This is a genomic window from Terriglobia bacterium, assembly GCA_020073185.1.
In the GTDB taxonomy this organism is placed as follows: domain Bacteria; phylum Acidobacteriota; class Terriglobia; order Terriglobales; family Acidobacteriaceae; genus JAIQGF01.
The window spans coordinates 13,618-38,614 of sequence record JAIQFT010000035.1 but is presented as its reverse complement, the minus strand read 5'-3'; the positions used below and the strand labels follow the sequence as shown (position 1 = coordinate 38,614).

Here is a 24,997-nt window from a genome sequence, read left to right as displayed (position 1 = left end):
ACAGATACTCCCGGCAGGCCTGCTCGCTGCTGAACCGCGCTTCCAGTTCCGCCAGCGTCCTGGGATAATCCTCCACGACCTGCAGCATGGCCCAGCACACTACCTGTTGGGGTCACCTGAGTCAAGTGGATACCCCTCTAACCTTAAATACTGTCAAATCGGGACTTACTGGTGGCACACGCGCCCTCGCGAGTGCAGAAACGCGGACTTCACTCCGGCGAGACCTTCAGCGCCGATTATCGGTCACCGGCTCCGGATGGATCAGAACGCGGAACAATTCCGGCGCTTCCTGCTTCAAGCGAATCTCCAATTCGGTCTGGATATCGTGCACCTGCGACAGCGCCAGGGTGTCCGGCAGCGTGCAATGGCAGGAAAGGTACAGCTTGTCGCGCACCTTCTTGACCACGATCTCGTGCACGTCCACTACCTCGGACACCTGCCCGGCAATCCGCCGCACGGTTTTTTCCAGGCGCTGGTCGCGCGCGATCTCGCTACCCGCCTCAATCGTCGCCGGCTCGCTCTCGATGTGCGTCAGGATCGACGATATCTCCGGCACCTCGCGCCGCATCTCCGTCTCCAGTCCCGTGACCAGGTCGTGCGCCTCCTTCAGGCTGAGCCGCTCGTCCAACTCCAGGTGCTGCTCGACGTGCAACCGCCCCGCCAGGTCCTGCACGCTGATGTCGTGCACGTTGAAATTGTCGCGTGCCGCCACGGCGCGAATGCGCTCAAAGATGTTTTCCTCGCCGCGGGCTCGCGGCACCGAGTGGACCACCACGTCGGCATCGGGCAGCACGCGGTGCACCGCTTCGGTCACCCGCTGCCCGAGTTGCTCCGATTTTTGGAAGGTGACGTTGCGGTGCATCCCGATTTCCAGGTCGGCGAAGTAGCGGTTCCCGGCCCGCCGTATGCGCGCCCGGTCCACCTCCAGCACGCCTTCCACGCTCCGCACCTCATCCATGATCCGCGCTCGCACCCCCGTCGGCGCCGCGTCCAGCAGCGCATCAATCGTCTGCCGCGCCAGCCGCCAGCTCACGTACACCACCACGCAGGCCACCACCAGCGCCGCGATCGGGTCGGCATCCGCCAGCCACCCCACGGACAGCTTGCGGCCAAGCATGACCACCGCCAGCCCTAGAATCACCACCGAACTCGACCACACGTCGGTGCTGAAGTGGAGGGCGTCGGCATGCAGCGCCTGGCTGTCCCACTTGTCCGCGATTCGCTTCAGCCGCCGCGATCGCCACACATCCACCACGATGGAGATGAACATCACCACGAACGCCGCCGCGCTCGGCTCGATCTCCACGTGATGGAAGAACAGCCGGTTGACCGCCTCATACACGATCCACACACAGGTCAGCAGCAGCAATCCGGTCTCGATGAACGCCGAGAAATTTTCCACCTTGCCGTGACCGTACTGGTGTTCCGCGTCGGCGGGCTTGTCGGATACCCGCACCGACATCAACGTGATCGCCGCCGCCACCAAATCCAGCCCCGAATGCGCTGCCTCCGATAAAATTCCCAGTGACCCGGTGCTGATCCCAACAATGAATTTCAGCACCGTGATCCCGATGGCCGCAAAGACGGAGTTCTGCGCCACCGCGCGCTTCTCGGCTCGCATCGCCTCCATCGTCAGCATCGTCGGTGTGCCCGCCATCACCCGATTATCTCATTCGAGTTGCGACTCGTATCAGCTTTGGCTAAGGGAGCCAAGCCCAGGGAGGGTGCCGCCCGATGCTCGGGACTGGTACTTATTACTCCTAACTCAGACCTCGGACTCGTTCCCTCGTGCTACGATTGACGCTCTGGAGCCAACGGAATGTATCGACTGTTGACCTTGCTTTTCTTGTCCGCTCTCGCTTTCTCGCAAACCACCCCTCCTGCGCAGAAGCCGAGTACGCCGGCCGCCAAACCCAGCGCCAGGCCGGCCGCCAAGCCCCACCCTACCCCTGCCGCGCCCGGCCCGAAGGCCGAAGTCGCGCCCACCGCTGCCGTTATTACCATTGATGGGCTGTGCGATGGCAAGGTCGCAGCCACCCCGTCGCCAGACTGCAAGACGGTGATCACGCGCGCCGATTTTGAAAAACTGGTTAACGCTCTCGATCCCAACATGCCACCACAGCGCCGCCAGCAGCTAGCCGACGTCTATTCTCGCATCATCGTCCTGAGCGATGTGGCCGAGCAGCGTGGACTGCAGAACACGGCCGACGCGAAGCTGGTCCTCGACTTCTCCCGCATGCAGACGCTCACCCAACTGCTCATCCGCGGGCTGCAGAAAGAAGCCTCCCAGGTCCCGCCCGCCGAGACCGAGAAGTACTACAACGACCATCAATCGCAGTTCGTGCAGGGATCCTTCCAGCGCATCTTCATCCCCAAGACCCCGCCCGGCGGCGAGAAGCCGCTCGACGAAAAGACCCTCAAGGCCGAAGCCGACAAGACCCAAGCTGCCGCTGCCGCCGGCGGTGACTTCGAGAAGCTGCAGAAACAAGCCTACGACGATCTCGGCATCAAGAACCCGCCGCCGTCCACCGCCGCCGGAACACAGGGCCGCGAGGGCCTCCCACCCAGCCAGCAGAAGGTATTTGACCTCCAACCCGGCCAAGTCTCCGAAGTTCTGGACGAACCCGGCGGGTTCTACATCCTCAAGATCGAATCGAAAAAGAAACTCACCCTCGCCGAAGTCACTCCGGACATCAACCACAACCTTGAGGCCGAACGCATGAAGAGCGCGGTCGAACAGTTCACCAATAAGGCCAAGCCAAACTTGAACCAGGATTACTTTGGACCGCCTGCGCCTAGCGGCGCGGAGGGGGCCATGCCGGGGCGTCCGGCGACGGGTGGCCCTCCGCGGCGTCCACCCGCGGCAGTTCCCCGAACTCCTCCTCCGCCCGCAAAACCGCCGGGTCGGTAACGTCTTATGCCCGACAATTCTTTCGACATTGTCAGCAAGATCGACCTGCAGGAGGTCTCCAACGCCATCCAGCAGGCGCTCAAGGAAGTCCATACCCGCTTTGATCTCAAGGACTCCAAGTCGAACATCGCCCTCGAAGGCAAGGACGCCATCGTCCTTTCCTCGGTGGACGAATTCAAGCTCAAGGCGGTCAACGATGTCTTTCAACAGAAGCTGGTCAAGCGCGGCGTGCCGCTGAAAGGCCTGACCTACGCCAGCGTCGAGCCGGCCGCCGGCTCCACCGTGCGCCAGCGCATCTCCCTGCAGCAGGGCATCCCGATTGAGAAGGCGCGCGAGATCGTCAAGAAAATCAAAGACTCTAAGAAGAAGGTGCAGGCATCCATCCAGGGGGACTTGGTGCGCGTCAGCGCCCGCGACCGCGACGCTCTGCAGGAGATAATCGCTTTGCTGAAAAACTCCGATTTCGGCATTGACATGCAGTTCATCAATTACCGGACGTTCTAAATCAGTTTCTTGCTTTTGAGTCGAAGTAATTTTTATTGCTGATGTCTTCCCGAGCCAGGACGCGCCGCGGTTGCGTGTCCGAGTCGAGAGACCTTGCATTTCGGCCAACGACCAACGACCAGCGACTAACGACGGAATGGCCACCCAGCCCGCCACCAACGCGCGCGAAGTGTTTGAGCTCCTCCGCGACGATCTCGCCGCCATCGAGCGCGAGTTCGGCCGCGACACCGTTTCCAATGTCCGCGTCATCACCGACATCGGCGAATATCTGCGCGCCGGCGGCGGCAAGCGTATCCGCCCCGCCCTGCTCCTGCTCTCCTCCAAGCTGTTCGGCAATGGCAACCGCGGCGCCATCCAGCTGGGCGCGGTGGTGGAAATCATCCACACCGCCACCCTCGTCCACGACGACATCATTGACGAAGCCCAGACCCGCCGTGGTCGCGCCGCCGCCAACACGCAATGGGGCAATTCCAAGTGCGTGCTCGCCGGCGACTGGCTCTACATGCAGGCCTTCAAGATCGCCGTCCAGCAGCGGAACTTCCGCGTCCTCGACGTGCTGATTGATCTCACCCAGATGATGGTCGAAGGCGAGCTGCTGCAAATGGAAAAGCTCGGCCGCCTCATCTCCCTCGACGAGCACTTCGACCTCATCTATCGCAAGACGGCGTGCCTGTTCTCCATCTGCATGCGCCTCGGCGGCATCCTCGGAGGCGCCGACTCCGAGCAGGAAGATAGACTCGCCCTGTACGGCCGCTCCGTCGGCATGGCCTTCCAGATCGTGGACGACGTCCTCGACCTAACCGCCTCCGAAGACATCCTCGGCAAGCCTGTGGGCAGCGACCTTCGCGAAGGCAAGGTCACCATGGCAGTCATCCACGCGCTTCAGCGCTGCACTCGCGAGGAGCGCCAGAATATCCAAACCGTGCTCGACGAACGCGCCTTCAGCAGCGTCACCCACCAGCAGATTCTCGACCTCCTCACCCGCTACGGCTCGCTCGACGCCGCCCTTGCCCGCGCTTCGGAATTTGCCCAGGATGCCCGCCAGGCCATCTGCAGTTTCCCCGATTCCGAAATCAAGCGCGCCCTGCTCTGGGTCCCGGATTTCGTCGTCGCGCGAGAGAAATAACCGTCTGAAACAAATGAACAACTCAGCGGAAAACCCCTGGGCCGTTGCTATTGCGTTCCATTCCTATCACGATCCCAAATCCACAGCTTTTCTCGTCCCGCGATACTCCGCCGCTTCCATATCCGCGGTACAATAGCGTTACTCCTTCCGCGCCACGGGGGGCTGGCCGATCCGAACATCTGTACTGAGGAAGAACCCGATGGCTGCCAATGCCGTACCCACTCCCCCGTACCCGTTCTCCTTGCAGCTCACCGCCTCCAACGAGGTTTCGATCCTCAAGTGCAGCGGTTGCCTCAACAGCGAGACTTCCGAGACCCTCCGCTCACAGGTCAAGAAGCTGCTCCCGGAACACAAGAACATCCACCTCGACCTCGCCGACCTGCATTTTATTGACAGCTCCGGTCTCGGCGCCCTGCTCTCCACCTACGTCTCCGCCAAGACCGCCGGATGCGAGCTCAGGCTGGTGAATCCCAGTCCCAGTGTCACCAGCTTGCTGAAGTTGACCCACCTCGCCTCCGTCTTGGAAACCTACGGCATGGAATAGCGTCCACGGACAAGTTTCAGGAACAAAAAAAGACCCGGCTTACGCCGGGCTTTTAGTTTCGCGGGCGAATGCGCCCGCGCCACATCAGAGCTGCCCTTAGTACATGTCTCCCATCCCACCATGCCCGCCGGGCATCGACGGAGCTTTCTTGTCCTCCGGGATTTCGGCGACGAGGGCTTCGGTGGTCAACATCAACGACGCAATCGAGCCCGCGTTCAGCAGCGCGGTACGAGTGACCTTGGTCGGGTCAATGACGCCGGCCTTGACCAGGTCTTCGAACTGGCTGGTCTGGGCGTTGTAGCCGAAGTTCGCATCTTTGTTGTCGCGAATCTTGCCCATGACCACCGCGCCTTCCTCGCCGGCGTTCTCGACGATCTGGCGCAGAGGCTCTTCCAACGCGCGCTTCACGATGTTGGCGCCGATGTGCTCATCGCCGGTGAGCTTCAGCTTGTCAATGGCCTCGACGCAGCGCACCAGGGCCACGCCGCCGCCGGGGACAATGCCTTCCTCGACTGCCGCGCGGGTGGCGTGCATCGCGTCTTCGACACGCGCCTTCTTCTCTTTCATCTCGGTCTCGGTGGCAGCACCGACCTTGATCACCGCCACGCCGCCCACCAGTTTGGCCAGGCGCTCCTGGAGTTTCTCGCGGTCGTAGTCGCTGGTGGTCTTCTCCACCTGGGCGCGGATTTCCTTGACCCGGCCTTCGATCTCGGTGTGCTTGCCCTTGCCCTCGACGATGGTGGTGTTGTCCTTGTCGATGGTCACGCGCTTGGCACGCCCGAGGTCGGCAAGCTGGACGTTCTCCAGCTTGATGCCGAGGTCTTCGGTGATAGCCTTGCCGCCGGTCAGGATCGCGATGTCCTGCAGCATGGCCTTGCGGCGATCGCCGAAGCCCGGCGCCTTGACCGCGACCGCCTGCAGCGTGCCGCGCAGCTTGTTCACCACCAGGGTCGCCAGGGCTTCGCCCTCAACGTCCTCGGCGATAATCAGCAGCGGCTTGCTGGCGCGCGCGATCTGCTCCAGCAGCGGCAGCAGGTCCTTCATCGAGCTGATTTTCTTTTCGTGGATCAGGATGTAGGGGTCTTCCAGGATCGCTTCCATGCGCTCCGGGTCGGTGACGAAGTAGGGCGACAGGTAGCCGCGGTCGAACTGCATGCCCTCGACGACCTCCAACTGCGTCTCCATGGTCTTGGATTCTTCCACCGTGATGACGCCGTCCTTGCCCACCTTCTTCATGGCCTCGGCGATGATGCGGCCAATGGTCTCGTCATTGTTAGCCGAAATGGTGCCGACCTGGGCGATGGCGGTCATGTCGCCGGCGACCGACTTGCTGTACTTGTCCAGTGCGCCGGGGATGCGGTTGCCATCCTTGTCCACCGTGCCGGTGACGGCGAACACGGCCTTCTCGATGCCGCGCTTCAGTGCCATCGGGTTGGCGCCGGCGGCCACGGTCTTGACGCCCTCGCGGTAAATGGACTGTGCCAGCACGGTGGCGGTGGTGGTGCCGTCGCCGGCCACGTCGCTGGTCTTGCTGGCGACCTCGCGCACCATCTGCGCGCCCATGTTCTCCAGGGGATCTTTGAGTTCGATTTCCTTCGCCACGGTTACGCCGTCCTTGGTGATCGACGGGGAACCGAATTTCTTTTCGATGACCACGTTGCGGCCCTTGGGTCCAAGCGTGACCTTGACGGCGTCGGCCAGGATGTTGACGCCGCGAAGGATCGCCTGGCGGGATTCCTCGCCATGAACAATCTGCTTTGCCATACTTGTATGTCTCCTCGTTTGCAATTCTGTGGGCAGGTGTCGTGCCCGGAATGTCTGTGATGTCTTTGGGTCTCTCGGTCGATCAGTCTCTCGGTCGGTCAGCTTTTGCGTTCCCTCAGTCAGCTCTTCTTCAGTCCTGGTTTGACCGACAACCGAGAACCGATACCCGGCAACCGAAAACGCTGTTTACCGTCTCGATCCGGCTTTCTCTTCTTTTTCCTTCTTGGAGCCGACGAGGATGCCGAGCACTTCTTCCTCGCGCATGATGATCAGCTCTTCGCCGTCAATCTTGATTTCGGTACCGGAGTATTTGCCGAACAGGACGCGGTCGCCCTCTTTCACGTCCAGCGGGCGGACCTTGCCGTCTTCGTTGACCTTGCCTTTGCCGACGGCGATGATTTCGCCCTCTTGCGGCTTATCCTTGGCGGTGTCGGGAATAATGATGCCACCACGAGTGGTTTCTGCTTCTTCCACCCGGCGGACCAATACCCGGTCATGCAGGGGAGTGAACTTTGCCATGAAACGACCTCCTTGCGGAATGTGACAGTAGATGATTCTTATCCTTGGACAATCAGCTAACAGGCTTTGCTTGCAATCCGATACGGCCAATATATGCACCAGCGCGAGGGACCAAGTCGAAGCTCTTGTTAGCACTCTAGCCTAGCGAGTGCTAAGTGTAACGAGCAGAGATTCCGTTGTCAAGACGACGAGCCGCAAGTCTACTACTGGTTCTTGAGCGAGCATCTGGTCAACATGCCGTTGATCGAGTCGCAAGAGCCGACAAGGACGGAGGGCGCGGCGTAGGTCAGGAATGGTTGGCGGCCTGCTTTCTGTTCTCGAACACTTCGGCGACCGGCAGGTAGACGGAGAAGACGGTGCCGGAGCGAAGCGGGGTGGTGCGGGAGCGGAGGCGAATGGAGCCACCATGCTTGTCCACAATCTGGCGGCAGACCCACAGTCCCAAGCCGGTGCCCGCGTCCTTCTTGGTCGTGAAGAAGGGCTCGAAAATCCGCTCCAGATTTTCCGGCGCGATGCCGTGGCCGGTGTCGGCAAAGCTGATGCGTACGCCAGGACTGGCTGGGGAGCGCCAATCGCATGAGGCCGGCGACCGCCAATCGCGTGACGAGGAGACCTTGATATGGAGGCGTCCGCCGGGCTGGACGGCTTCGATGGCATTGCTGATCACGTTGGAAAAAACCTGGCGAATCTCGCCCTGCGAGCCCAGCACCTGGAGATGCGCGCGATAGCGCTTTTCGACCGCGAGATTCTGCGCCTTGACCCTGGTTTCCAGCAGCGCGAGGACATCGTCGAGGAGTTCGGCCGGGTCGAAGCGGACAGGTGCGCTCTCATCACGATAGAAACCGAGTGTCTGCTTGGTGATGTGGGCGACGCGGCGGAGTTCGGTATCGGCGAGTTGGAGGTGCTCGCGGGCGACGTCGGGAAGATTCTGCTCGCAGCGAGCCAGGTAGAGAAGGTTGGTGACGGCGGCCAGGGGGTTGTTGATTTCGTGCGCAATGGTGGCGGCCAGGCGGCCGGCGGAGGCCAGCTTTTCCGATTTCACGAGAGCCTCTTCCGCCCGTCGGCGCAGGGTCACGTCGCGCAGAATGACGGTGTACAGTTTCTCGCCCTCCGATTCCACCTGCGAAATGGTGGCTTCGATGGGAAACTCCTCGCCGTCGGAGCGCACACCGTACAGCACTCCGGGAGAGGACATGGAGCGGGTGGTGACGCCGGTCTCGCCGAACGACTGAATGTGATGACGATGGGCGTCGCGGAAACGAGCAGGAATGAAATGATCGAGATCGCGGCCGATGGCGTCGCTGGCCGGGCAGCGGAAGATGCGCTCGGCAGCGGCGTTAAAGAGGACGACGCGCTGCAATCGGTCCACCGTAATGATGGCATCCATGGCGGAATTGACGATCCCGCTGAGGCGTTGTTCGCTGCTGCGGAGAGCCTTCTCGGCCTGCTCGCGCCACCGGGCCAGTTCCTGCACCGTCTGCAGGGCGCCTGCGACGGCTTCACGCTCGGCCGAGACAGCGGCGAGGGCCAATCCGCTGACCGAGATGACGCCAAGATATACCTGGAGCAGGGTGGCGCCGCGGATCGGGTTCGGCTGGACAAATGGTCCTAAGCCGGCAGCGGTGGCCCAGATGGCGACGCCGGCGACCAGCGCACTGACCACGGCAGAGCCGGCGATTCCGAATCGGATGGCGGCCCAGATCACAAAAGGAAAAACCACGAAGGCCAGCACGTTGTCGGCGACGCCCAAGCCGAGGCGATGGTCGAACACCAGGAAAGAAACGCCAAAGGCGGCGCTGGCCAAACCGGCAAACTCGAGGCGGCGTTCACCGTGCAGGCGCGCGAGTCGAGAAAAACTCAGGATCAGGGGAGCGATGACGACGACGCCCATGGCATCGCCCAACCACCAGATCAGCCAGGCCGAGGCAAAGCCCGACCAGGGCTTCACTCCGGCGACATTGAGCGTGGTGACACCGACGGTCGCCGCAACGGTGGTGCTCAAGGCCCCGAGAAGAACGAGCGCAAGAACATCCTGAAGACGAGACAGAGCCGGCCGGAATCCGGGGATCCGCCGCAGAAGCCAGGCCGCCACAACTGCGCTGGAGGTATTTCCCAGGGCAATGCCGAAAGAGGCGGTGGGGGGGATCGGACTGAAGAAATTCACCAGAAACGCACCCAGCAGAACCGCGGGCCACATTGGGTAGCCCCATACGAGCATAGCGGCAAGAGCGATGCCTGCCGGCGGCCAAACTGGGGAGACGTTGGCGCTGGTGAATGGAACGGCGAGGCCAATCCTGCCGGCCAGAAAATAGGCAGCGAGAACGATGGTCAGGCGGATGAGGAAGGCACTGCGAACCGGCGTGTTGAGGTGCTGGTACCGGGAATCAGGCGAGGAAGGGAGCACGTAACCTCGTCGGGAACGCCTCGAGGCGAGTTGAAAACAGAATACACCGCATCGCGGATTTTGGGTGGAGGGTGGGGCAGGTCCACTTCCCTACTCGAACCGCCCGCTCAGCGTTGTTTTTTGCCTTCGTTTTCCGCGAGGCGCGCCTTCACCAGCTTCTTCACCAGCCCGGCCGGCAGAGGCTTATCCACCGGGAAGCGAATGGTTCCTTTAGATACGGAGTAGCCCTCGAGTTCATTCTTGAACGCTACGATCACGGACGAACCCGGGAACAAACTGCAATGCTTCTCGAATGCGGCGTATCAGACCAGCATGCCCTTGTACTTGAGCGCCGGAATGCGATAGCTGATGGCCTCGGTGGCTTCCACCGGCACAGCGGAGCGAATCGTCGCCCGAATCATTTTCAATGTGCTGCGGGCGGGTTCGGGGACGCGCGCGAGGTATTCGTCGACGGTCTTGGGGACGAGATCACCGGGCTTGGCTTTTTTCACACCGGTAAGTCTACCGGGAAGAGGCTCCAGTCGTCAGTAAGAACAGTCGTCGTCGATTGCAGCGCGCCGCATGACTGGGCGTCCCATCCCCAAGGTAACTTGAGGGGGCGGGCCGGCGCGGATACGATCCAGCAAGGATCATCGACATTTTTCATAAGGACAGCCATGGCAGGAATCGCGCGTCGTTGTGCGGTTTTGCTCTTCTTGAGCGCTAGCGTTTTCATGGCACTGCCGGCAGAGGCACAAGAGACGCCCACGCCGAAACGTCCGGCGGCCGCGCCCCAGCCTTCCCTGGGCGACTATGCCCGAAACTTGCGCGAGAAGAAGCGCGTCAAGGTCAAGGTCACGCCGGAGGAAGCGCAGCAGATCTTCAAGGCGGTGGATGACATCACCGGCTTCGCCAGCAAGGATTCGGGGCTGGCGCAGAAGGCCAGCGTCAAGCGACAACTGGTCGGGCAGAGCGAAGTCGAGCGCATGGTGCGCGAGCAGAGCATGAGCGAGGAAGAAAAGCGGGAGCGGCAGCGCGGACTGCTGGCCATGAAGAAATTCGGGGTGCTGCCCCGCGATTTCGACATGGAAGCATTCGCCGCCGAGTTGCTGGGCGAATCGGTGGCGGGCTTCTACGACCCGAAGACGAAGATGATTTCGCTGCTCGACTGGGTCCCGCTCGAGGAACAGAAGAGTGTGCTGGCGCACGAGTTGACCCACGCGCTGCAGGACCAAAACTATGACCTGCAGAAATGGCACAAGCAGCGCAAGGCGGCTGTCGCCGATGCTGCCAAGTCCGTGGTGAACAGCGATACCGATGCGGGCGAGAGTTCCACCGCCGGCCGCGGCGTCACCGAAGGCCAGGCGATGGTGGTCATGCTCGACTTCCTGCTGGCACCCTCGGGGCATGACCTGGAACACTCGCCGGGTTTGCACGAGTACCTCCAGGAGCGCATGTCCTACGGTAGCGAGGGCCCGGTGCTGTATCGCGCGCCGTTGGTGATCCGGCAGGGCATGGCTTTTCCCTATCGCGAAGGGCTGATGTTCGAGATCGCGCTGCTGCAACAAGGGAGCCGGGCGCTGGCGTTCACCACAGCACTGCAGCATCCGCCGCGGCTAACGCACGAGATCCTGCAGCCGCGCACCTATATCGCGCACGAGAAGATCGCTCCCGTGCGCATTCCCGATCTGCACCCGGTGCTGGGCGAGTCGGTGCGAGTGCAGGACACGGGCATCATCGGCGAGCTTGATGTTCGGGTGTTTATCCACCAGTACGGGAGCAAGTGGTTGGCGGGAGAACTATCGAAGGCATGGCGTGGAGGCTCGTACGTGACGGTGGCGCGCTCGCCGCAGGGGCAGCCGGCCACCACCAACGATGTCGCGCTGCTGTACGTGTCGCGCTGGCAGTCGCCGGAAGCGGCGGAGCGCTTTGCGAAATTCTATGCGGCGGCGGTGGCTAAGCGTTATCGAAACGCGGCGGCTGCAGCCGATGGGAAGGCGGATGGCAAGGCTGGCGGTCCGATCTCATCGGTGGAGATCGCGACCGAAGAAGGCCCTGTCATCGTCGAGCAGTGGCCCGGCAACATGGTCTTTGTGACCGAGAGCTTCGACGCAGAAACATCGGCGCGACTTCGTGACGCGGTGCTGGCGACAGGCCCGGGCGCGCGGGCGGCCGCCCCCGTCTCCCGCAACAGAACCCAGGTAATCAAGGATTTGGATTTGACGCTGCGCTTGGCCAGCTCCCCGGAACTGGCACCACTACGCGACGCGGTCCACGACAGTGCCATGCGGTCAGTGATCCAGGTGTCGCGCGAGGCGGCGGGTCATTAGTTGTGTATCAAGGTTCGACTGAACCGGTCCCGAGCGGAACCGAGGGAGTCGCAGCCGATTAGCCTCGCTTACTCCAGCGAACGCCGATCCCACTTATCTTCGCGGTAATCCACCCACTCTCGGGCCTCGCTGTGCATGGGGTTTAGCTGCACGTTGAAGGGTTCCGGGGGCGCCACCTTGACGTATTCCGCGGGAGTCACGTATTCTCCGGCGCACTCGGAGGATGGCCGTGCATCGCCACGTCAAGACCAAGGGCGAGACGGTGGTGCAGATTCATGGCGCGTCGCCGCTGCAGTTCAACTACGTCAACCCGAGCGACGATCCGAGCAAGAAGGAGTAGCGGCGCAATCTTTGGCCGAAGGGAGCATCTGTGCTGCCATGAGAAACGCAATGGTTGTCGCATGCCTCACGATGTTAGTGGCCGTGTGCTCGTCGGCGCAGGACTGGGCCAAGGCCAAGCTGGAAAAGAGCCCGCGTCACGGCGAGTGGGTTAGCATCAAGCACGGCGAGCGCAACCTGCAGGCGTTCGTCGTCTATCCGGAAGTGAAGTCGAAAGCGCCGGTGGTGGTGGTGATCCACGAGATCTTCGGCCTCACCGATTGGGTGCGCGGGGTTGCCGACCAACTGGCGGCGAACGGCTATATCGCGATCGCGCCCGACCTACTCTCCGGCATGGGGCCGAACGGCGGGCGCAGCGACGCATTCGCCAGCGTCGACGCCGCGCGCGAGGCGATTGGAAAGCTGCCGCCGGACCAGGTGACCGCGGATCTGAACGCCGCCGCCGACTATGGCAAGAAGCTGCCGGCGTCGAATGGGAAGCTGGCGGTGGCGGGATTTTGCTGGGGCGGCGGGCAGTCATTCCGCTTCGCCACCAACCGCAAAGACCTGGCGGCGGCGTTCGTGTTTTACGGGCCGCCGCCGTCCAGTGGGATGGAAAACATCAGCGCGCCGGTGTACGGCTTCTACGGCGGCAACGACGCGCGCATCAACTCGACCATTCCCGACACCGAGCAGAAGATGAAAGCTGCGGGCAAGAAGTACGAGCCGGTGGTATACGAGGGCGCCGGACACGGCTTCATGCGCGGCGGCGAAGACCCCAACGGCCGCGATGCCGACAAGAAGGCGCACGACGAAGCCTGGCAGCGCTGGCTAAGGCTGCTGAAGAGTATGTAGAGAGTTGCGGGTTGACCTTTATTTGCCGTTTCGCTTGCTGCTGCTGCGGACACGCTTGGCGGGCGCGCTTTCGATCGGAGTAGCGCCCAGCTTGCTGCGAAGCAGTTCGGCTTCGGCCTGGAGCCAGTCGTCCAGGGCGCGGCCATGATCGGCACCGCGATGCAGGTAAAGCTCGTAAGCGCGGAAGCGGATTTTTTCCTCCAGATTTGCGTTTAGATTGGCGTTGCTGCGGGTGGTGCTCATCAGTGCCTCCAAGACCCAGCCTACGGAATTCGGGCGCGGCTGTCGAAGTATAAAATTCTATCACCGCGATGATTTTTTTAGTCTTGATTTCGGCGCCGGGTCGAGAGAAGAAGTGCTCATTTCCGAAAACCCGCGCCAGACATATAATGCGCCCACCTGTTGAGAATGGCGATCCACCCTAGGAAATCATGACCTTACAGCCAGGGACCAAGGTCGGGCCCTACGAGGTCCAAGCCGCCGTGGGCGCCGGCGGGATGGGTGAGGTGTACCGAGCGCGCGACACCCGGCTAGGGAGGGAGGTAGCCATTAAGGTCCTGCCGGAATCATTTGCGCGCGATGCCGACCGGCTGCGACGCTTCGAGCAGGAGGCGCGGACGGTGGCGGCGCTGAATCACCCCAACATTTTGGCGGTATACGACACTGGCGAGCACCAGGGCGCGCCGTACATGGTGTGCGAACTGCTGAATGGAGAGACGCTGCGCGAAGAGATGCAGGAAGGCACGATGGGCCAGCGACGCGCGGTGGAGTACGCGTCGCAGATCGCCGAGGGCCTGGCGGCGGCACACGACCAGGGCGCGGTACATCGTGACCTGAAGCCAGAGAACGTCTTCATCACCAAGACCGGACGGGTGAAGATACTGGACTTCGGCTTAGCCAAGCTGCGAGCCCACCCAACCAAAGCCGGGTTGGGTGGGGCACCCGAATGGGCGAAAGCGGCCGCGGTGGGGGACGGAGTTACGACGGGTGGCGTGAGCGTCACCACGCCGGGCGTGGTGCTGGGCACGGCGGGCTACATGTCGCCAGAGCAGGTGCGCGGCCAAGAGGTGGACGCGCGCACCGACATCTTCGCCTTCGGCGCACTCTTGTACGAGATGATGAGCGGACAGCGAGCGTTCAAGGGTGAGACCAGCGTCGAGACAATGAACGCGATCCTGAAAGAGGATCCGCCGGAGCTGGAGACGGAAACACTAAAGGTGTCGCCGGGGCTGGAGAGGATCGTGCGGCGATGCCTGGAGAAGGAACCGGCGCGGAGGTTTCAGTCGGCACGGGATGTGGGATTCGCGCTGGAGGCGATTTCGGGGACTTCCGGCGGGAGCGATCTGAAAGCACCAGCGCTGCCGCCCGAGCGCCGGCGATGGGTGGGAGCGGTGGCGGTCGTACTGGCGGTAGGGGCGGCGGTGATGCTGGCGTATTTCGCTGGACGCCGGCAAGTCTCGTCCTCACCAGCAGCCTACGAGCAGTTGACTTTCGAGCCGGGATACGCCGGTCCGGCACGATTCACGCGCGACGGGAACACAGTGGTGTACTCGGCGGCATGGAACGGCGGCGCGCGGCAACTGTATTCGAAACGCAGCAATAGCTCGCAAGCACAGCCGCTGAACCTGGATGGCGACGTGCTTGGGATGGCGGACAGCGGCGAGTTGGCGGTCATCCTGAAGCGTCATTACCTGGCGTCGTGGCTGCAGCGCGGCACGCTGGCGCGATTGCCGCTGGAGGGCGGAACGCCGCGGCCAATCCTTGAAGATGTGTACGACGCCGACATCAGCCGCGACGGGAAAGAGTTCGCGGTGGTGCGCAGCGCCGGCGGCAAACAACGGCTGGAGTTCCCCATCGGCAAGGTGCGGTTCGAGACGCCGGGTTGGATTTCGGACGTGCGCATCAGCCCGGACGGCAGGCGCATCGCGTTTTTCGAGCATCCTGATGTTCCCGATGATCGCGGCGGAGTGATGGTGCTGGACACGCAGGGCGGGGCTCACCGACTGACGCCGTTTTACTCGACCGGCCGTGGCCTGTGCTGGACGCCGGATGGAAAAGAGATCTGGTACACGGCAAGCTTGCAGGGAGAGGACGATGGCCTGTACGCCGTCACGCCGACGGGAGTCACGCGGACGGTCCTGCGGTCTCCCACGGAACTGGTGATCGAAGACATTTCGACATCGGGCCGGGTGCTGCTGGAAAGCGTACGCTACCAGATCGAAGTGGGACTGAAGCGCAGTGGCGACAAGAGCACCCGCGATTTCGAGGCAGCAGCGGACCTGTCGGCGCTTTCGCCGGACGGCAAATGGGTGGTGTTCAACCGCTACCAGGGCAACGACTACCGGGTGTTCTTGCGCAACACCGATGGAGCGGCGCCGGTCCTGCTCGGCGATGGATTCGGATCGGGGATCACCTACGATGGGCGCATGGTACCGGCGATGCGAGCCAGCGACCTGCACAAGCTGTTCCTGTATCCGACCGGAACCGGCGACCAGAGAGTGATCGATCTGGGAGAGCTGACGGCTGCGTTTTCCGGCAGTGAAAATGGCGTCAGCTTCTCGCGCGATGGGCGATGGGCGGTGCTGTCCGCCTTGGACACCAACCACGACCTTCGCGATTACCTTGTGGACATGCGCGACGGCAAGCTAAGGCCGGTGACGCCGCCGGGAAGCAAAGGGGGGAAATTGTCGCCCGACGGAACGCGGATCGTGACCCTGAACCTGGCGACACAAAGATACGTGATGGTGGACGTCGCGGCCGGTAAGGTGAGCGATATTCCGGGAATCGAGATCCATGAAGAGGTAATCGGATGGAACACGGACGGACACAAGCTGGTCGCCTGGGACCAGCAACTGCCAACGCGCATCTTCCTGGTTGATGTGGGGAGCGGGAGCCGGCAACTGGTGCAAACAGTGGAACCACTGGCGACGCTGGGCTCAATGTATGCGCGCATGGTCACGTCCGCCGATGCAACGACGGCAGTGTACCGGCATCGGCGCGGGCTGTACGCGATCTATATCGCCGACGGGCTCAAGTAGTTTTCAGTTTCGGTTTGAGTTTCGGGTTTGAAGTTGTGAGTTTTCAGCGGGTGAGAAGGTTGGCAAGATGGCATTGCAGGCGGGAATAAAACTCGGGCCGTATGAGGTCCAGGCGGCGGCGGGCGCGGGCGGGATGGGCGAGGTGTACCGGGCGCGCGACACGCGGCTGGAACGCACGGTGGCGATCAAGATCATTCCCGAACACCTGGCCAGCCATCCCGACCTGAAGCAGAGGTTTGAGCGCGAGGCGCGGGCGATCAGTTCCCTGTCGCATCCGCACATCTGCCATCTGTATGACGTCGGTTCACAAGATGGAATCGACTATCTCGTCATGGAGTACCTGGAGGGCGAGACACTGGCCGACCGGCTGGCGAGAGGGCCGCTGCCCATCGAACAGGTGCTGAAGGTCGGCGGCGAGGTGGCGGACGCGCTGGACAAAGCGCACCGGCAGGGAATCGTGCATCGCGATTTGAAGCCGGCGAACATCATGCTGACCAAGGCAGGAGCGAAGCTGATGGACTTCGGGCTGGCGAAGCCGGCGGCGGCGATGGTCGGGGTGGCCAGCGGACAACCTGCGCGCGCCAGCAAAGTGGGCGCAGGTGGAGCGCCGATTACGCCTTCCAGTCCGACCACGCCGGTGATTTCGCTGACGGGGCTGGCGTCGCCACTGACACAGAAGGGGACTATCGTCGGCACGTTCCAGTACATGTCGCCGGAGGCGCTGCAAGGGGCGGAGGCGGACGCGCGCAGCGACATCTTCAGCCTGGGGTGCGTGCTGTACGAGATGGCCGTCGGCAAGCGGGCGTTCGAAGGCAAAAGCCAGATTTCGGTGCTGGCGGCGATCCTGGAAAAAGAGCCGGAACCGATGTCGCAGGCGCAACCGCTGACGCCGCCAGCGCTAGAGATGGTGGTCAAGAGTTGCCTGGCGAAGGACCCGGACGAGCGCTTGCAGACGGCGCATGACCTGAAGCTGCAACTGAGCTGGACGTCGCAGACTGCAGCGGCGGCCTTGGCGCAGCAGCCGAAAGCACAAACCAAACGGCGCGAGTGGGTGGCATGGGCGGTGGCGGCGGTGGCGGTAGTGCTGGCAATGGCCGCAGCGGCGCAGATTTGGCTGCAGCCGGCGCCGCGGGCTATCCACGCGATCATACTGCCGCCGGAGAAGACGGCATTCGATGCGCAAGGCGATTTTGGCGGGCCGGCGGTGCTCTCGCCGGATGGAGAGAAGATCGCATTCGCAGCCAGGGGGCCGGACAGTCCCAAGGCGCTGTGGGTACGGGCCTTGAGCAGCCCGACGGCGCAACGGCTGGATGGAACGGAGGGAGCGTATTTTCCGTTCTGGTCGGCGGACAGCCGGTATCTAGGTTTCTTTGCCAATGGAAAATTGAACAAGATTCCTGCGAGCGGAGGGGCGGTGGCGCCGCTGGCGGACGCGCCCAACGCGCGCGGCGGGACGTGGAGCAAGGACAACGCGATCGTGTACGCGCCGGATTTCAACGTCAGCCTGATGCGGATCAGCGCGCAGGGGGGTACGGCGCAATCGGTAACCAAGCTGGACCTGGGCAAGCACACGACGCATCGCTGGCCCTGGTTCCTGCCCGACGGCAAGCATTTCCTGTACCTGGCGACCAACCACAGCGGAGGAATGCGGGACCAGAACGGCATCTACTTTGCATCTCTGGACGGCACGGAAAACAAGCTGCTGATCGCGACCGATGCCGGAGGTCAGTACGCCTCCGGGTACCTGTTGTTCCACGCACAGACGGCGGTAATGGCACAGCGGTTCGATCCGCAACGGGGGGCGTTGAAAGGGGACGCATTCCCGGTGGTGGATCGGGTGCAATACGACGGCACAGTGTGGCGAACGCTGTTCTCCGTTTCGGCCAATAGCGTGATGACTTACCAGAGTGGAACGGCCGATGCCGGGACGCAATTGGTGTGGTTCGACCGATCGGGCAAACGGATTGGTCAGGTAGGCGACCGAGGGCAGTACATGGACGCGCGTATTTCTCCGGATGGAACGAAGATCGCGGTGGGTTACGGCTCGCCCTCGGAAGATATCTGGATTTTCGACACGGTACGAAACATCAAGACGCGGCTGACGTTCGATCCGCCGACCAAGTTCCAGCCGGCGTGGTCGCCAGACGGGCAGACGATCGCATACGCAGCGCAAGGGACCCAGGGCGCGGCGGGCGACAGCACGCTCTACCTGATGCCGGCCAACGGTGGCGGTAAGCCTCGCCTGTTGGTGCAGGAAAAGGGCGTCACCCCTGCCTTTCCCTCCTGGACGCCGGATGGACAAAACCTGCTGTACACCTCGCAACTGGGTCCGAGCGGCAACTCGATCTATTCGGTGCCGGCGGATGGCCACGGGAAACCGACGCTGCTGATTGCACCGGCTAGTCCGCAGGCCAATGTCAGCCACTTCCGCATCTCGCCCGACGGGAAATGGATCGCGTATGTCTCGACCGAAGCGGGACAGGGGCAGGTGTACGTGACGGCCGCTTCCGGACAGGGAGGCAAGTGGCAAGTTTCGATCAATGGAGGCGATTACCCGGCGTGGCGCGGCGATGGCAAGGAGTTGTTCTATTTTGACGCCGCTGACTCGCTGTACTCGGCCGAGGTCACCGACAAAGGCGGGAGCTTCGAGGTTGGACAAGTGCGCCAGTTGTTTCACCAGGACTCGTCGGCAAATGGCGTGGCCTATGACGCCAGCCGCGACGGAAAGAAGTTCCTGTTCAACGTAGGGACGCAGGACGCGTCGGCGCCGCTGAACCTGGTGGTGAACTGGACGGCGGAGGTGAAGAAGTAGCTTCAGCTTCAGTTTCAGTTTCAGTTTCGGTGGGGATCGGAAGCGGCGCGGATGAGAGCGTCGCTTTAGTTTTGCGCGAGAAGCGCTTTACGGAACTGTGAGCGAACCGGTTTGCAAGCGGGCGCGGTAGATTTCGCCGGTTGCGGCGATTTCGGCGATGGCATCTGCGTGGACGACGTAAGTGTCGTGCGGAAGCGTCGAGCCGAAGGGGACGCGTTGCGAGCCGGGGCCGAGCGAGATGCGCTGGTATCCGAGTGCGAAGGCCTTGTTGATGGTGTTGACCGCCACCACGATCACGGTGAGATCGACTGCGCGTCCAGTGCCGTTGGTGACCTGGACCTCGCCGGCAATGGCGCCTTCGGCGGTAAGCTGCGGCGCTTGTGTCCAGACAATGGTGATGGGCGAGGGGACGGTGAGGATGTAATTGCGGGTCCGAACAATGGGCCTGGGAGCTGAATCCGTGGCTTCAAGCGAGAAGTGATACTCGCCCGGCGTCGTCGGCGCGCCGGCAAGGATGCCGTTGCGCGCGAGCGCAATGCCCCGTGGAAGCTCGCCGCGAACCCGTCGCCATCGCCAGGGCGGCGTGCCTTTGGCGGGAGGTTGGAGTTGGTAGTAGTAGACCTGGCGGAGAGAGCCGTCGGGGAGGATTTCGGGACGTGGGCGCGACTGGGCGACTGCCGGGGTTCCGACGCAGAGGACGCACAGGATGTAGAGAAATACCGAGGCCAGGCGCATAGGCAGATAAGGTTAGATTGCGGATTGTCGGTTGCCGATTCGGCGATACGGAAGAACCTCAGCGGGCTTTTGCAGACGTCAACGCGGGGTCTGAAGGCCGGCTCTATCCGGGTGAGCACCACGTTCGTGGAGCACGGTGAGTCGGCCCTGGGGACGAGGGGCGACCCAGTCTGCGCCGGGCGTGTGGACTGGTACAATCGCCGCAAAATGTAACCGTGTGGGGTGGTCGACAATCCAATAGTTCGGACTCGCGGCAAGGCCGTGGAGAAGGAGAACACATGAAGAAGCTACTGCCGATACTGGCTTGTTTGGCACTGCTGAGCGCCATGGCGTTTGCCAGCGGCGCGACAATGACGGGATACATCGTGGATGAAAAATGCGGCGCGCGAGGCGCAAACGCCAGCGCGGCAGCGTGCTCGAAGAAGTGCATCGAGGCAGGCGAGAAGCCGGTGTTCGTCAGCGACAACAGCAAGGAAGTTTTGCATCTCGACAATCCCGACGCCACCAAGGGTCACGAAGGACATCATGTCAACGTGACCGGGTCGGTGAAGGGCGGCGTGCTGCACATTGACAAGCTGGCGATGGCGTCATCGGAGCACCAACATTGAGTTGCAGGTTTTGAGTTCTAAGTCTTGAGCAAAAGCCCGGCCGAACGCCGGGCTTGCTTATTGCATTTCCGATTGACGATTGCCGGGGCTAAAGCCCGTATCGTGTCGGGCGTGCGACTCGCCGGGCTGAAGCCCGGCGCTTTCACCTTCCCGTTCAAACCCGATTAGCGCACCACGCCTTCCAGCGGGGAGCTGGCAGTGGCGTAGAGCTTCTTGGGCATGCGACCAGCAAGGTAAGCGGCGCGACCGGCGATCACTGCGTGCTTCATGGCTTCGGCCATGAGCACCGGGTCCTGGGCGGCGGCGATGCCAGTATTCATGAGCACGCCGTCAGCGCCGAGTTCGAGCGCGATGGTAGCGTCGGAGGCGGTGCCCACGCCGGCGTCCACGATCAGCGGAAGGCTCAGCATTTCGCGCAGGATGCGAATGTTGGCCTGGTTCTGGATGCCCATGCCGCTGCCGATGGGCGCGCCCAGGGGCATGATGGCGGCCGCGCCGGCGTCGACAAGACGCTTGGCAACCACAATATCGTCAGATGTATACGGCAAAACAGTAAAGCCTTCCTTGACCAGCACGCGGGTCGCTTCGATGGTTGCCTGCACGTCGGGATAGAGGGTGGCCTGGTCGCCGATGACTTCCACCTTGACCCAGTCGGAGAGGCCGACCTCGCGGCCGAGACGCGCGGTGCGGATGGCATCGTCGGCGGTGTAGCAACCGGCGGTGTTGGGCAGCAGAAAATATTTCTTGGAATCAATGAAGTCGAGCAGCGATTCCTTGCTGCGGTCGAGATTGACGCGGCGGACGGCGACGGTAACCATTTCGGCGCCGCTGGCCTCGATGGCGCGCGCGGTTTCCTGGCCCGATTTGTATTTCCCCGTGCCAACGATGAGGCGCGAACGGAACGTGCGGCCTGCAATGACGAAGGAGTCCATGGTCATCATTGTAGCAATGCAGCGTGGCTGAGGGGTCGGTTATCGATTGTCGGTTGTCGGGCCACCGGAGCTCGGTCGCCTGTAGAACGAGCATTCACTTCTTCTTGGGTTCGGACGGATCAACCACTAGTTAGCGTATGTGCTTATCTGGTTGCTTCAGCAAGCCCCGTAGTAGTCCTGCTTAATCTCTTCTTTGATTTTTGTGTACATGACGTTTTGCGGTTCCCTCTCACGCCGGCAGATTGTTCTGCCAATTGTCTACGGCAACAACTCGTAGAGCTGCCGCATGAACTTCGAAGCGTTCTTCAGCACCTCAAGCTGATCCAGGGTCATGGGATCGGGATCAAAATGCATCACATCATTTCGAATCACGCGAACTTGCTCTAATTGCGACGTCATCGAAGCCTGATCGATATTCAATGCGAGTTTCTGCCAGACCTGCGGCCTTTGGAGCAGGCGAACGTAATCGCCAAAGGTGAGATCAGAAATTGATTTCGGTGCGGGAACGGCTGCATCCGCTACGGCCAGCGACTGAAAATCTTCCGCCGCGACCTTTTCTTGGAGCAGTTGCCGGATGTGCAGCTCAATTTCTCGCAGGAGGAGGAAAGGTTCTGCGAGCTGTTGAAATTGAAGACTGAGGTCGCTTGCGGTTACGATGCCTGTTATTTTCCGATTATGCTGGCTGCGCACCAGCACATATCCGTGTTTCACAATTGTTGGAATCGCATCGAATAGCGTTCCATTCGCGTCCACAACTTGAGCGTCTTCACGGCAGTGCTGCACTTTACTGCAGTCGCCCCCGATCGCGTACCGCGCTGCAATTGACTTCCACGAGATCATGCCCTTAACCTCGCGCTCGCCATGCATGATGGGCAGCTGGGAGTAGTCGAATTGCAACATCTTGGTGACGGCCTTCGTCAACGCATCGTCCTGGCCGACTGTAGTCAGCGTTCGATTCGCTGCCGGTAAACTTCCAATGCGAAACGTTGGGTCTGGCGGCTCTCTCAATACTGTCTCGACCACCCCCTCGCCCGAGATGACAATCGGTGACAAGGCGACTGTGCCGGAATTGGGCTGCTGATCTTCCTGCTCGTCGCGTTCTTCCTGTTCCTCCTCAGTGGCCTCGACCAATTCCCGTTCGTCTTGTGTTGCGACTGCCACATCCGCTTCGGCCACCACGCCGTCGCCTTGATCCTTCAATCGGATTCTGATCCGACCATCAATCCACGTTGACTGAAAATCCGGTTCAGTTTCCAGACCCAAGTAGTCCAGTGCTGTTCGAATGCCATGCACCTTGTTAAGACCGCGACGCTCAGCCTTAAACATGTGAAGGAGGTCACGAACGGTAATGCGATTAACGCGGTAACCGTCTTTGAGACGGGTGGCGATCCAGCCGAGGTCTTGGGGAATCCACATTGTCATTTCTCCAACTTGATGACTCCAGCCTCGAATCACGTCAGAGCCTCACTACAAACGATTCTTGGTATCAGCTGCTAACTACATAGCGTTTGATCACGTTTACACAGCGTTGATCAGGGCGCCTTCACCGTACCAGTTACATGCGTGAGGTCAAGGGTTTCTGGGTCTTGTTCTGGATTCGTAACAACGGGTTGGTTGTGGCTCAGGCTGATCACCCACCAGTTAGCTAGTCCGGGTTGTGGTCAAGTCGTTCCTGCGAGGGCGCCCGCGCCACATCGCCGCAGTGCTAGCCGTTAGCGGCAACGTCGGCGGGTTCGGTGGGTCGTGCGGAGGTTTCGTAGAGTTGCTGGATGCGCTGGCGGTAGCGTTCCTCGACGACGCGGCGCTTGAGCTTGAGCGTGGGCGTGAGGCTACCGTCGGCGACGGAGAAATTGTCGGCCACGATCAAAACCTTTTTCAGCTTCTCGAATTGCGCCAGGTCACGGTTTGCCTGAGCGACGATGCCGTCGAAAAGTTCACGCACCTTGGGGTCATTCACCAGATCTTCGCGAGAGCCGGTGCGGAGGCCCTGTTCGCGCGCCCAGCGTTCCAGCTCGGCGAAGTCGGGCGCGATGACGACGGAGGGAAACTTGCGGCGGTCGCCGATGACGATGGCTTCACTGACAAAACTGTTGGACTGGAGCTTGCGCTCGATGGGCTGCGGGGCGATGAATTTTCCACCCGAGGTTTTGATCAGGTCTTTCTTGCGGTCGGTGACGGAGAGGAAGCCGTCGGCGTCAAGGTTGCCGATATCGCCGGTCTTGAACCAGCCGTCAGGAGTAAAGGCGGCGGCGGTCTGCTCCGGGTTGTTCCAGTAGCCCTTAAAGACGGAGGGGCCGCGGGTGAGGATTTCGCCGTCGTCGGCGATGCGGACTTCGACGTTGGGCAGCGGAGGGCCCACCGTGCCGATTTTGTGGGCGTTGGGCTTGTTGAGGGCGATCACGGGCGAGGTTTCGGTGAGCCCGTAGCCTTCGTGAATGCGAATGCCCATGTCGGCGTACCACTCGGCGAGATCGCGGCCGAGGGGCGCGCCGCCGGAAATATATATCTTCACGCAGCCGCCGAGGGCCTGTCGGATTTTGGAAAAGACCAGCTTGTCGGCGAGCTTCCAGGCGGCGGAGGTGGGTTGCTTGCCCGCCAGGATTAAGTCGCGATGGGCATGTCCGACGCGCCGCGCCCACTGGTACACCCTGTGCTTGAAGCCGGTCTTGGTAAGCGCTTCGACCTGGCCGCGGATTTTTTCGTACACCCGAGGCACGGCGACGAAGATGGTGGGCCGTATCTCGGGGATATAGTGGCGCAGTTGGTCGATTTGCGGGCAATAGGCGACGGTGACGCCATGGTAGAGCATGGCGTAATCGACGTGCCGGGCGGTGATGTGCGACAGCGGCAGGAAGGAGAGGCTGACGTCGCCCGGGTTCAGCGTGTAGTCGTTCAGCGAGTGAAGCAAGTTGGAGGCGAGATTGCCCTGGGTCAACATGGCGCCCTTGGGCGTGCCGGTGGTGCCGGAGGTGTAAATGATGGTGGCAAGATCGTCGGAAGAGATGGCGTGGGCGCGGGCGTCGAACTCGGGATCGCGCGCGACCGGGCCGTCATGCATGAGGCGGTGCATGGGGATGGCGTCGGGAGTGCCGATGTAGTCCATGACGACGATCTTTTCCAGCCGGGTCAGCGAGCGCATGGACTGCAGCTTCTTGAACTGTTCCGCCGTGGAAACGAAGGCGATGCGGGCGCCGGAGTCGGCGAGTACGAAGGAGACCTGTTCGCCGGTAAGGGTAGGATAAATCGGGACGATGACGCCGCCAATAAGGAGCGTGCCGAATTCCGCGGTCGCCCATTCCGGGCGGTTCTCGCTAAGGATGGCGACGCGGTCGCCCTTGGCAATTCCCCACGCGGTGAGAGCGCGCGCGATGCCGACGGCGTCGCGATAAAGCTCGCGCGAGGAGATCGGGATCCACTTGACGGTCTGCTTGTAAAGCATGACCCGGTCGAGCTGGCGATCCACAACCTGATAGAAGACTTGGTTGACGGTTTCGATACTCATGCGGGGAGGACGGCCCCCAGAAGCAGGCGCATTGTGTGTGTCACCTGGCATTGGATGCTCGACATCGAAAATTTGCGGCAGAAAGTGTGGGGTGCTGTGGAACCAAATGTAGCGGT

Annotated in this window: 18 protein-coding genes and 1 pseudogene; 9 read left to right on the top strand and 10 right to left on the bottom strand. The window is 61.9% G+C overall.

Annotation, left to right across the window (positions count from 1 at the left end; translation table 11 throughout):
* Nucleotides 1-226: 226 nt before the first annotated feature.
* Nucleotides 227-1,657 carry a cation-efflux pump gene (locus LAN64_13590; GenBank protein MBZ5568868.1) on the bottom strand — a complete coding sequence of 477 codons (1,431 nt, stop codon included), beginning with the start codon at nt 1,655-1,657 and terminating at the stop codon, nt 227-229.
* A 162-nt stretch (nt 1,658-1,819) separates the two neighbouring features.
* On the opposite strand from LAN64_13590, the gene LAN64_13585 reads away from it, so the two are divergent.
* The 4 genes from LAN64_13585 (at nt 1,820) to LAN64_13570 (ending at nt 5,085) form a co-directional block, all read left to right on the top strand.
* Entirely contained in the window at nt 1,820-2,911 is a 1,092-nt protein-coding gene (locus tag LAN64_13585) for a peptidyl-prolyl cis-trans isomerase (GenBank protein MBZ5568867.1), read from the top strand.
* Between the two features lie 6 nt (nt 2,912-2,917).
* Nucleotides 2,918-3,415 (top strand): YajQ family cyclic di-GMP-binding protein, encoded by a 498-nt coding sequence (locus tag LAN64_13580; protein ID MBZ5568866.1) that lies wholly within the window; start codon nt 2,918-2,920, stop codon nt 3,413-3,415.
* Between the two features lie 136 nt (nt 3,416-3,551).
* Complete coding sequence (locus LAN64_13575) at nt 3,552-4,541, top strand: polyprenyl synthetase family protein (GenBank protein ID MBZ5568865.1); 990 nt, start codon at nt 3,552-3,554, stop codon at nt 4,539-4,541.
* 199 nt (nt 4,542-4,740) lie between these two features.
* Nucleotides 4,741-5,085 (top strand): STAS domain-containing protein, encoded by a 345-nt coding sequence (locus tag LAN64_13570; GenBank protein MBZ5568864.1) that lies wholly within the window; start codon nt 4,741-4,743, stop codon nt 5,083-5,085.
* Nucleotides 5,086-5,181: 96 nt separating this feature from the next.
* Here the strand turns inward: LAN64_13570 and groL are convergent, their stop codons facing one another.
* From groL to LAN64_13550, 4 genes and pseudogenes are all read right to left on the bottom strand, one after another.
* On the bottom strand, nt 5,182-6,849 hold the full coding sequence (gene groL / locus LAN64_13565) for a chaperonin GroEL (GenBank protein MBZ5568863.1): 1,668 nt from the start codon (nt 6,847-6,849) through the stop codon (nt 5,182-5,184).
* A gap of 186 nt (nt 6,850-7,035) precedes the next feature.
* A complete protein-coding gene (groES, locus tag LAN64_13560; protein ID MBZ5568862.1) occupies nt 7,036-7,368 on the bottom strand; it encodes a co-chaperone GroES in 333 nt (110 codons plus the stop codon).
* 286 nt (nt 7,369-7,654) lie between these two features.
* Nucleotides 7,655-9,772 (bottom strand): MASE1 domain-containing protein, encoded by a 2,118-nt coding sequence (locus LAN64_13555; GenBank protein MBZ5568861.1) that lies wholly within the window; start codon nt 9,770-9,772, stop codon nt 7,655-7,657.
* A gap of 107 nt (nt 9,773-9,879) precedes the next feature.
* Nucleotides 9,880-10,263, bottom strand: a pseudogene (locus LAN64_13550) (DUF1801 domain-containing protein).
* 222 nt (nt 10,264-10,485) lie between these two features.
* Here LAN64_13550 and LAN64_13545 point away from each other — a divergent pair.
* On the top strand, nt 10,486-12,081 hold the full coding sequence (locus LAN64_13545) for a hypothetical protein (GenBank protein MBZ5568860.1): 1,596 nt from the start codon (nt 10,486-10,488) through the stop codon (nt 12,079-12,081).
* Between the two features lie 378 nt (nt 12,082-12,459).
* Nucleotides 12,460-13,254 (top strand): dienelactone hydrolase family protein, encoded by a 795-nt coding sequence (locus LAN64_13540; protein ID MBZ5568859.1) that lies wholly within the window; start codon nt 12,460-12,462, stop codon nt 13,252-13,254.
* A gap of 18 nt (nt 13,255-13,272) precedes the next feature.
* Here the strand turns inward: LAN64_13540 and LAN64_13535 are convergent, their stop codons facing one another.
* Entirely contained in the window at nt 13,273-13,497 is a 225-nt protein-coding gene (locus LAN64_13535; protein MBZ5568858.1) for a DUF2934 domain-containing protein, read from the bottom strand.
* Nucleotides 13,498-13,685: 188 nt separating this feature from the next.
* On the opposite strand from LAN64_13535, the gene LAN64_13530 reads away from it, so the two are divergent.
* Both LAN64_13530 and LAN64_13525 read left to right on the top strand, forming a co-directional pair.
* Nucleotides 13,686-16,292, top strand: coding sequence for a serine/threonine-protein kinase (locus tag LAN64_13530; protein ID MBZ5568857.1), 2,607 nt, complete (start codon nt 13,686-13,688; stop codon nt 16,290-16,292).
* A gap of 67 nt (nt 16,293-16,359) precedes the next feature.
* Nucleotides 16,360-19,104 carry a protein kinase gene (locus LAN64_13525; GenBank protein MBZ5568856.1) on the top strand — a complete coding sequence of 915 codons (2,745 nt, stop codon included), beginning with the start codon at nt 16,360-16,362 and terminating at the stop codon, nt 19,102-19,104.
* Between the two features lie 87 nt (nt 19,105-19,191).
* On the opposite strand, the gene LAN64_13520 is transcribed toward LAN64_13525, so the two are convergent.
* Complete coding sequence (locus LAN64_13520) at nt 19,192-19,839, bottom strand: putative Ig domain-containing protein (protein MBZ5568855.1); 648 nt, start codon at nt 19,837-19,839, stop codon at nt 19,192-19,194.
* Nucleotides 19,840-20,117: 278 nt separating this feature from the next.
* Here LAN64_13520 and LAN64_13515 point away from each other — a divergent pair, with 278 nt between their 5' ends.
* Nucleotides 20,118-20,447, top strand: a complete 330-nt coding sequence (locus LAN64_13515; protein MBZ5568854.1) for a hypothetical protein — start codon at nt 20,118-20,120, stop codon at nt 20,445-20,447.
* A 164-nt stretch (nt 20,448-20,611) separates the two neighbouring features.
* Here LAN64_13515 and LAN64_13510 read toward each other — a convergent pair whose 3' ends face one another.
* The 3 genes from LAN64_13510 to LAN64_13500 form a co-directional block, all read right to left on the bottom strand.
* Nucleotides 20,612-21,379: a thiazole synthase gene (locus LAN64_13510; protein ID MBZ5568853.1), complete on the bottom strand. Its 768-nt coding sequence runs from the start codon at nt 21,377-21,379 to the stop codon at nt 20,612-20,614.
* A 258-nt stretch (nt 21,380-21,637) separates the two neighbouring features.
* Entirely contained in the window at nt 21,638-22,795 is a 1,158-nt protein-coding gene (locus LAN64_13505) for a hypothetical protein (GenBank protein MBZ5568852.1), read from the bottom strand.
* A 289-nt stretch (nt 22,796-23,084) separates the two neighbouring features.
* Nucleotides 23,085-24,881: a long-chain fatty acid--CoA ligase gene (locus LAN64_13500; GenBank protein ID MBZ5568851.1), complete on the bottom strand. Its 1,797-nt coding sequence runs from the start codon at nt 24,879-24,881 to the stop codon at nt 23,085-23,087.
* Nucleotides 24,882-24,997: the final 116 nt, after the last annotated feature.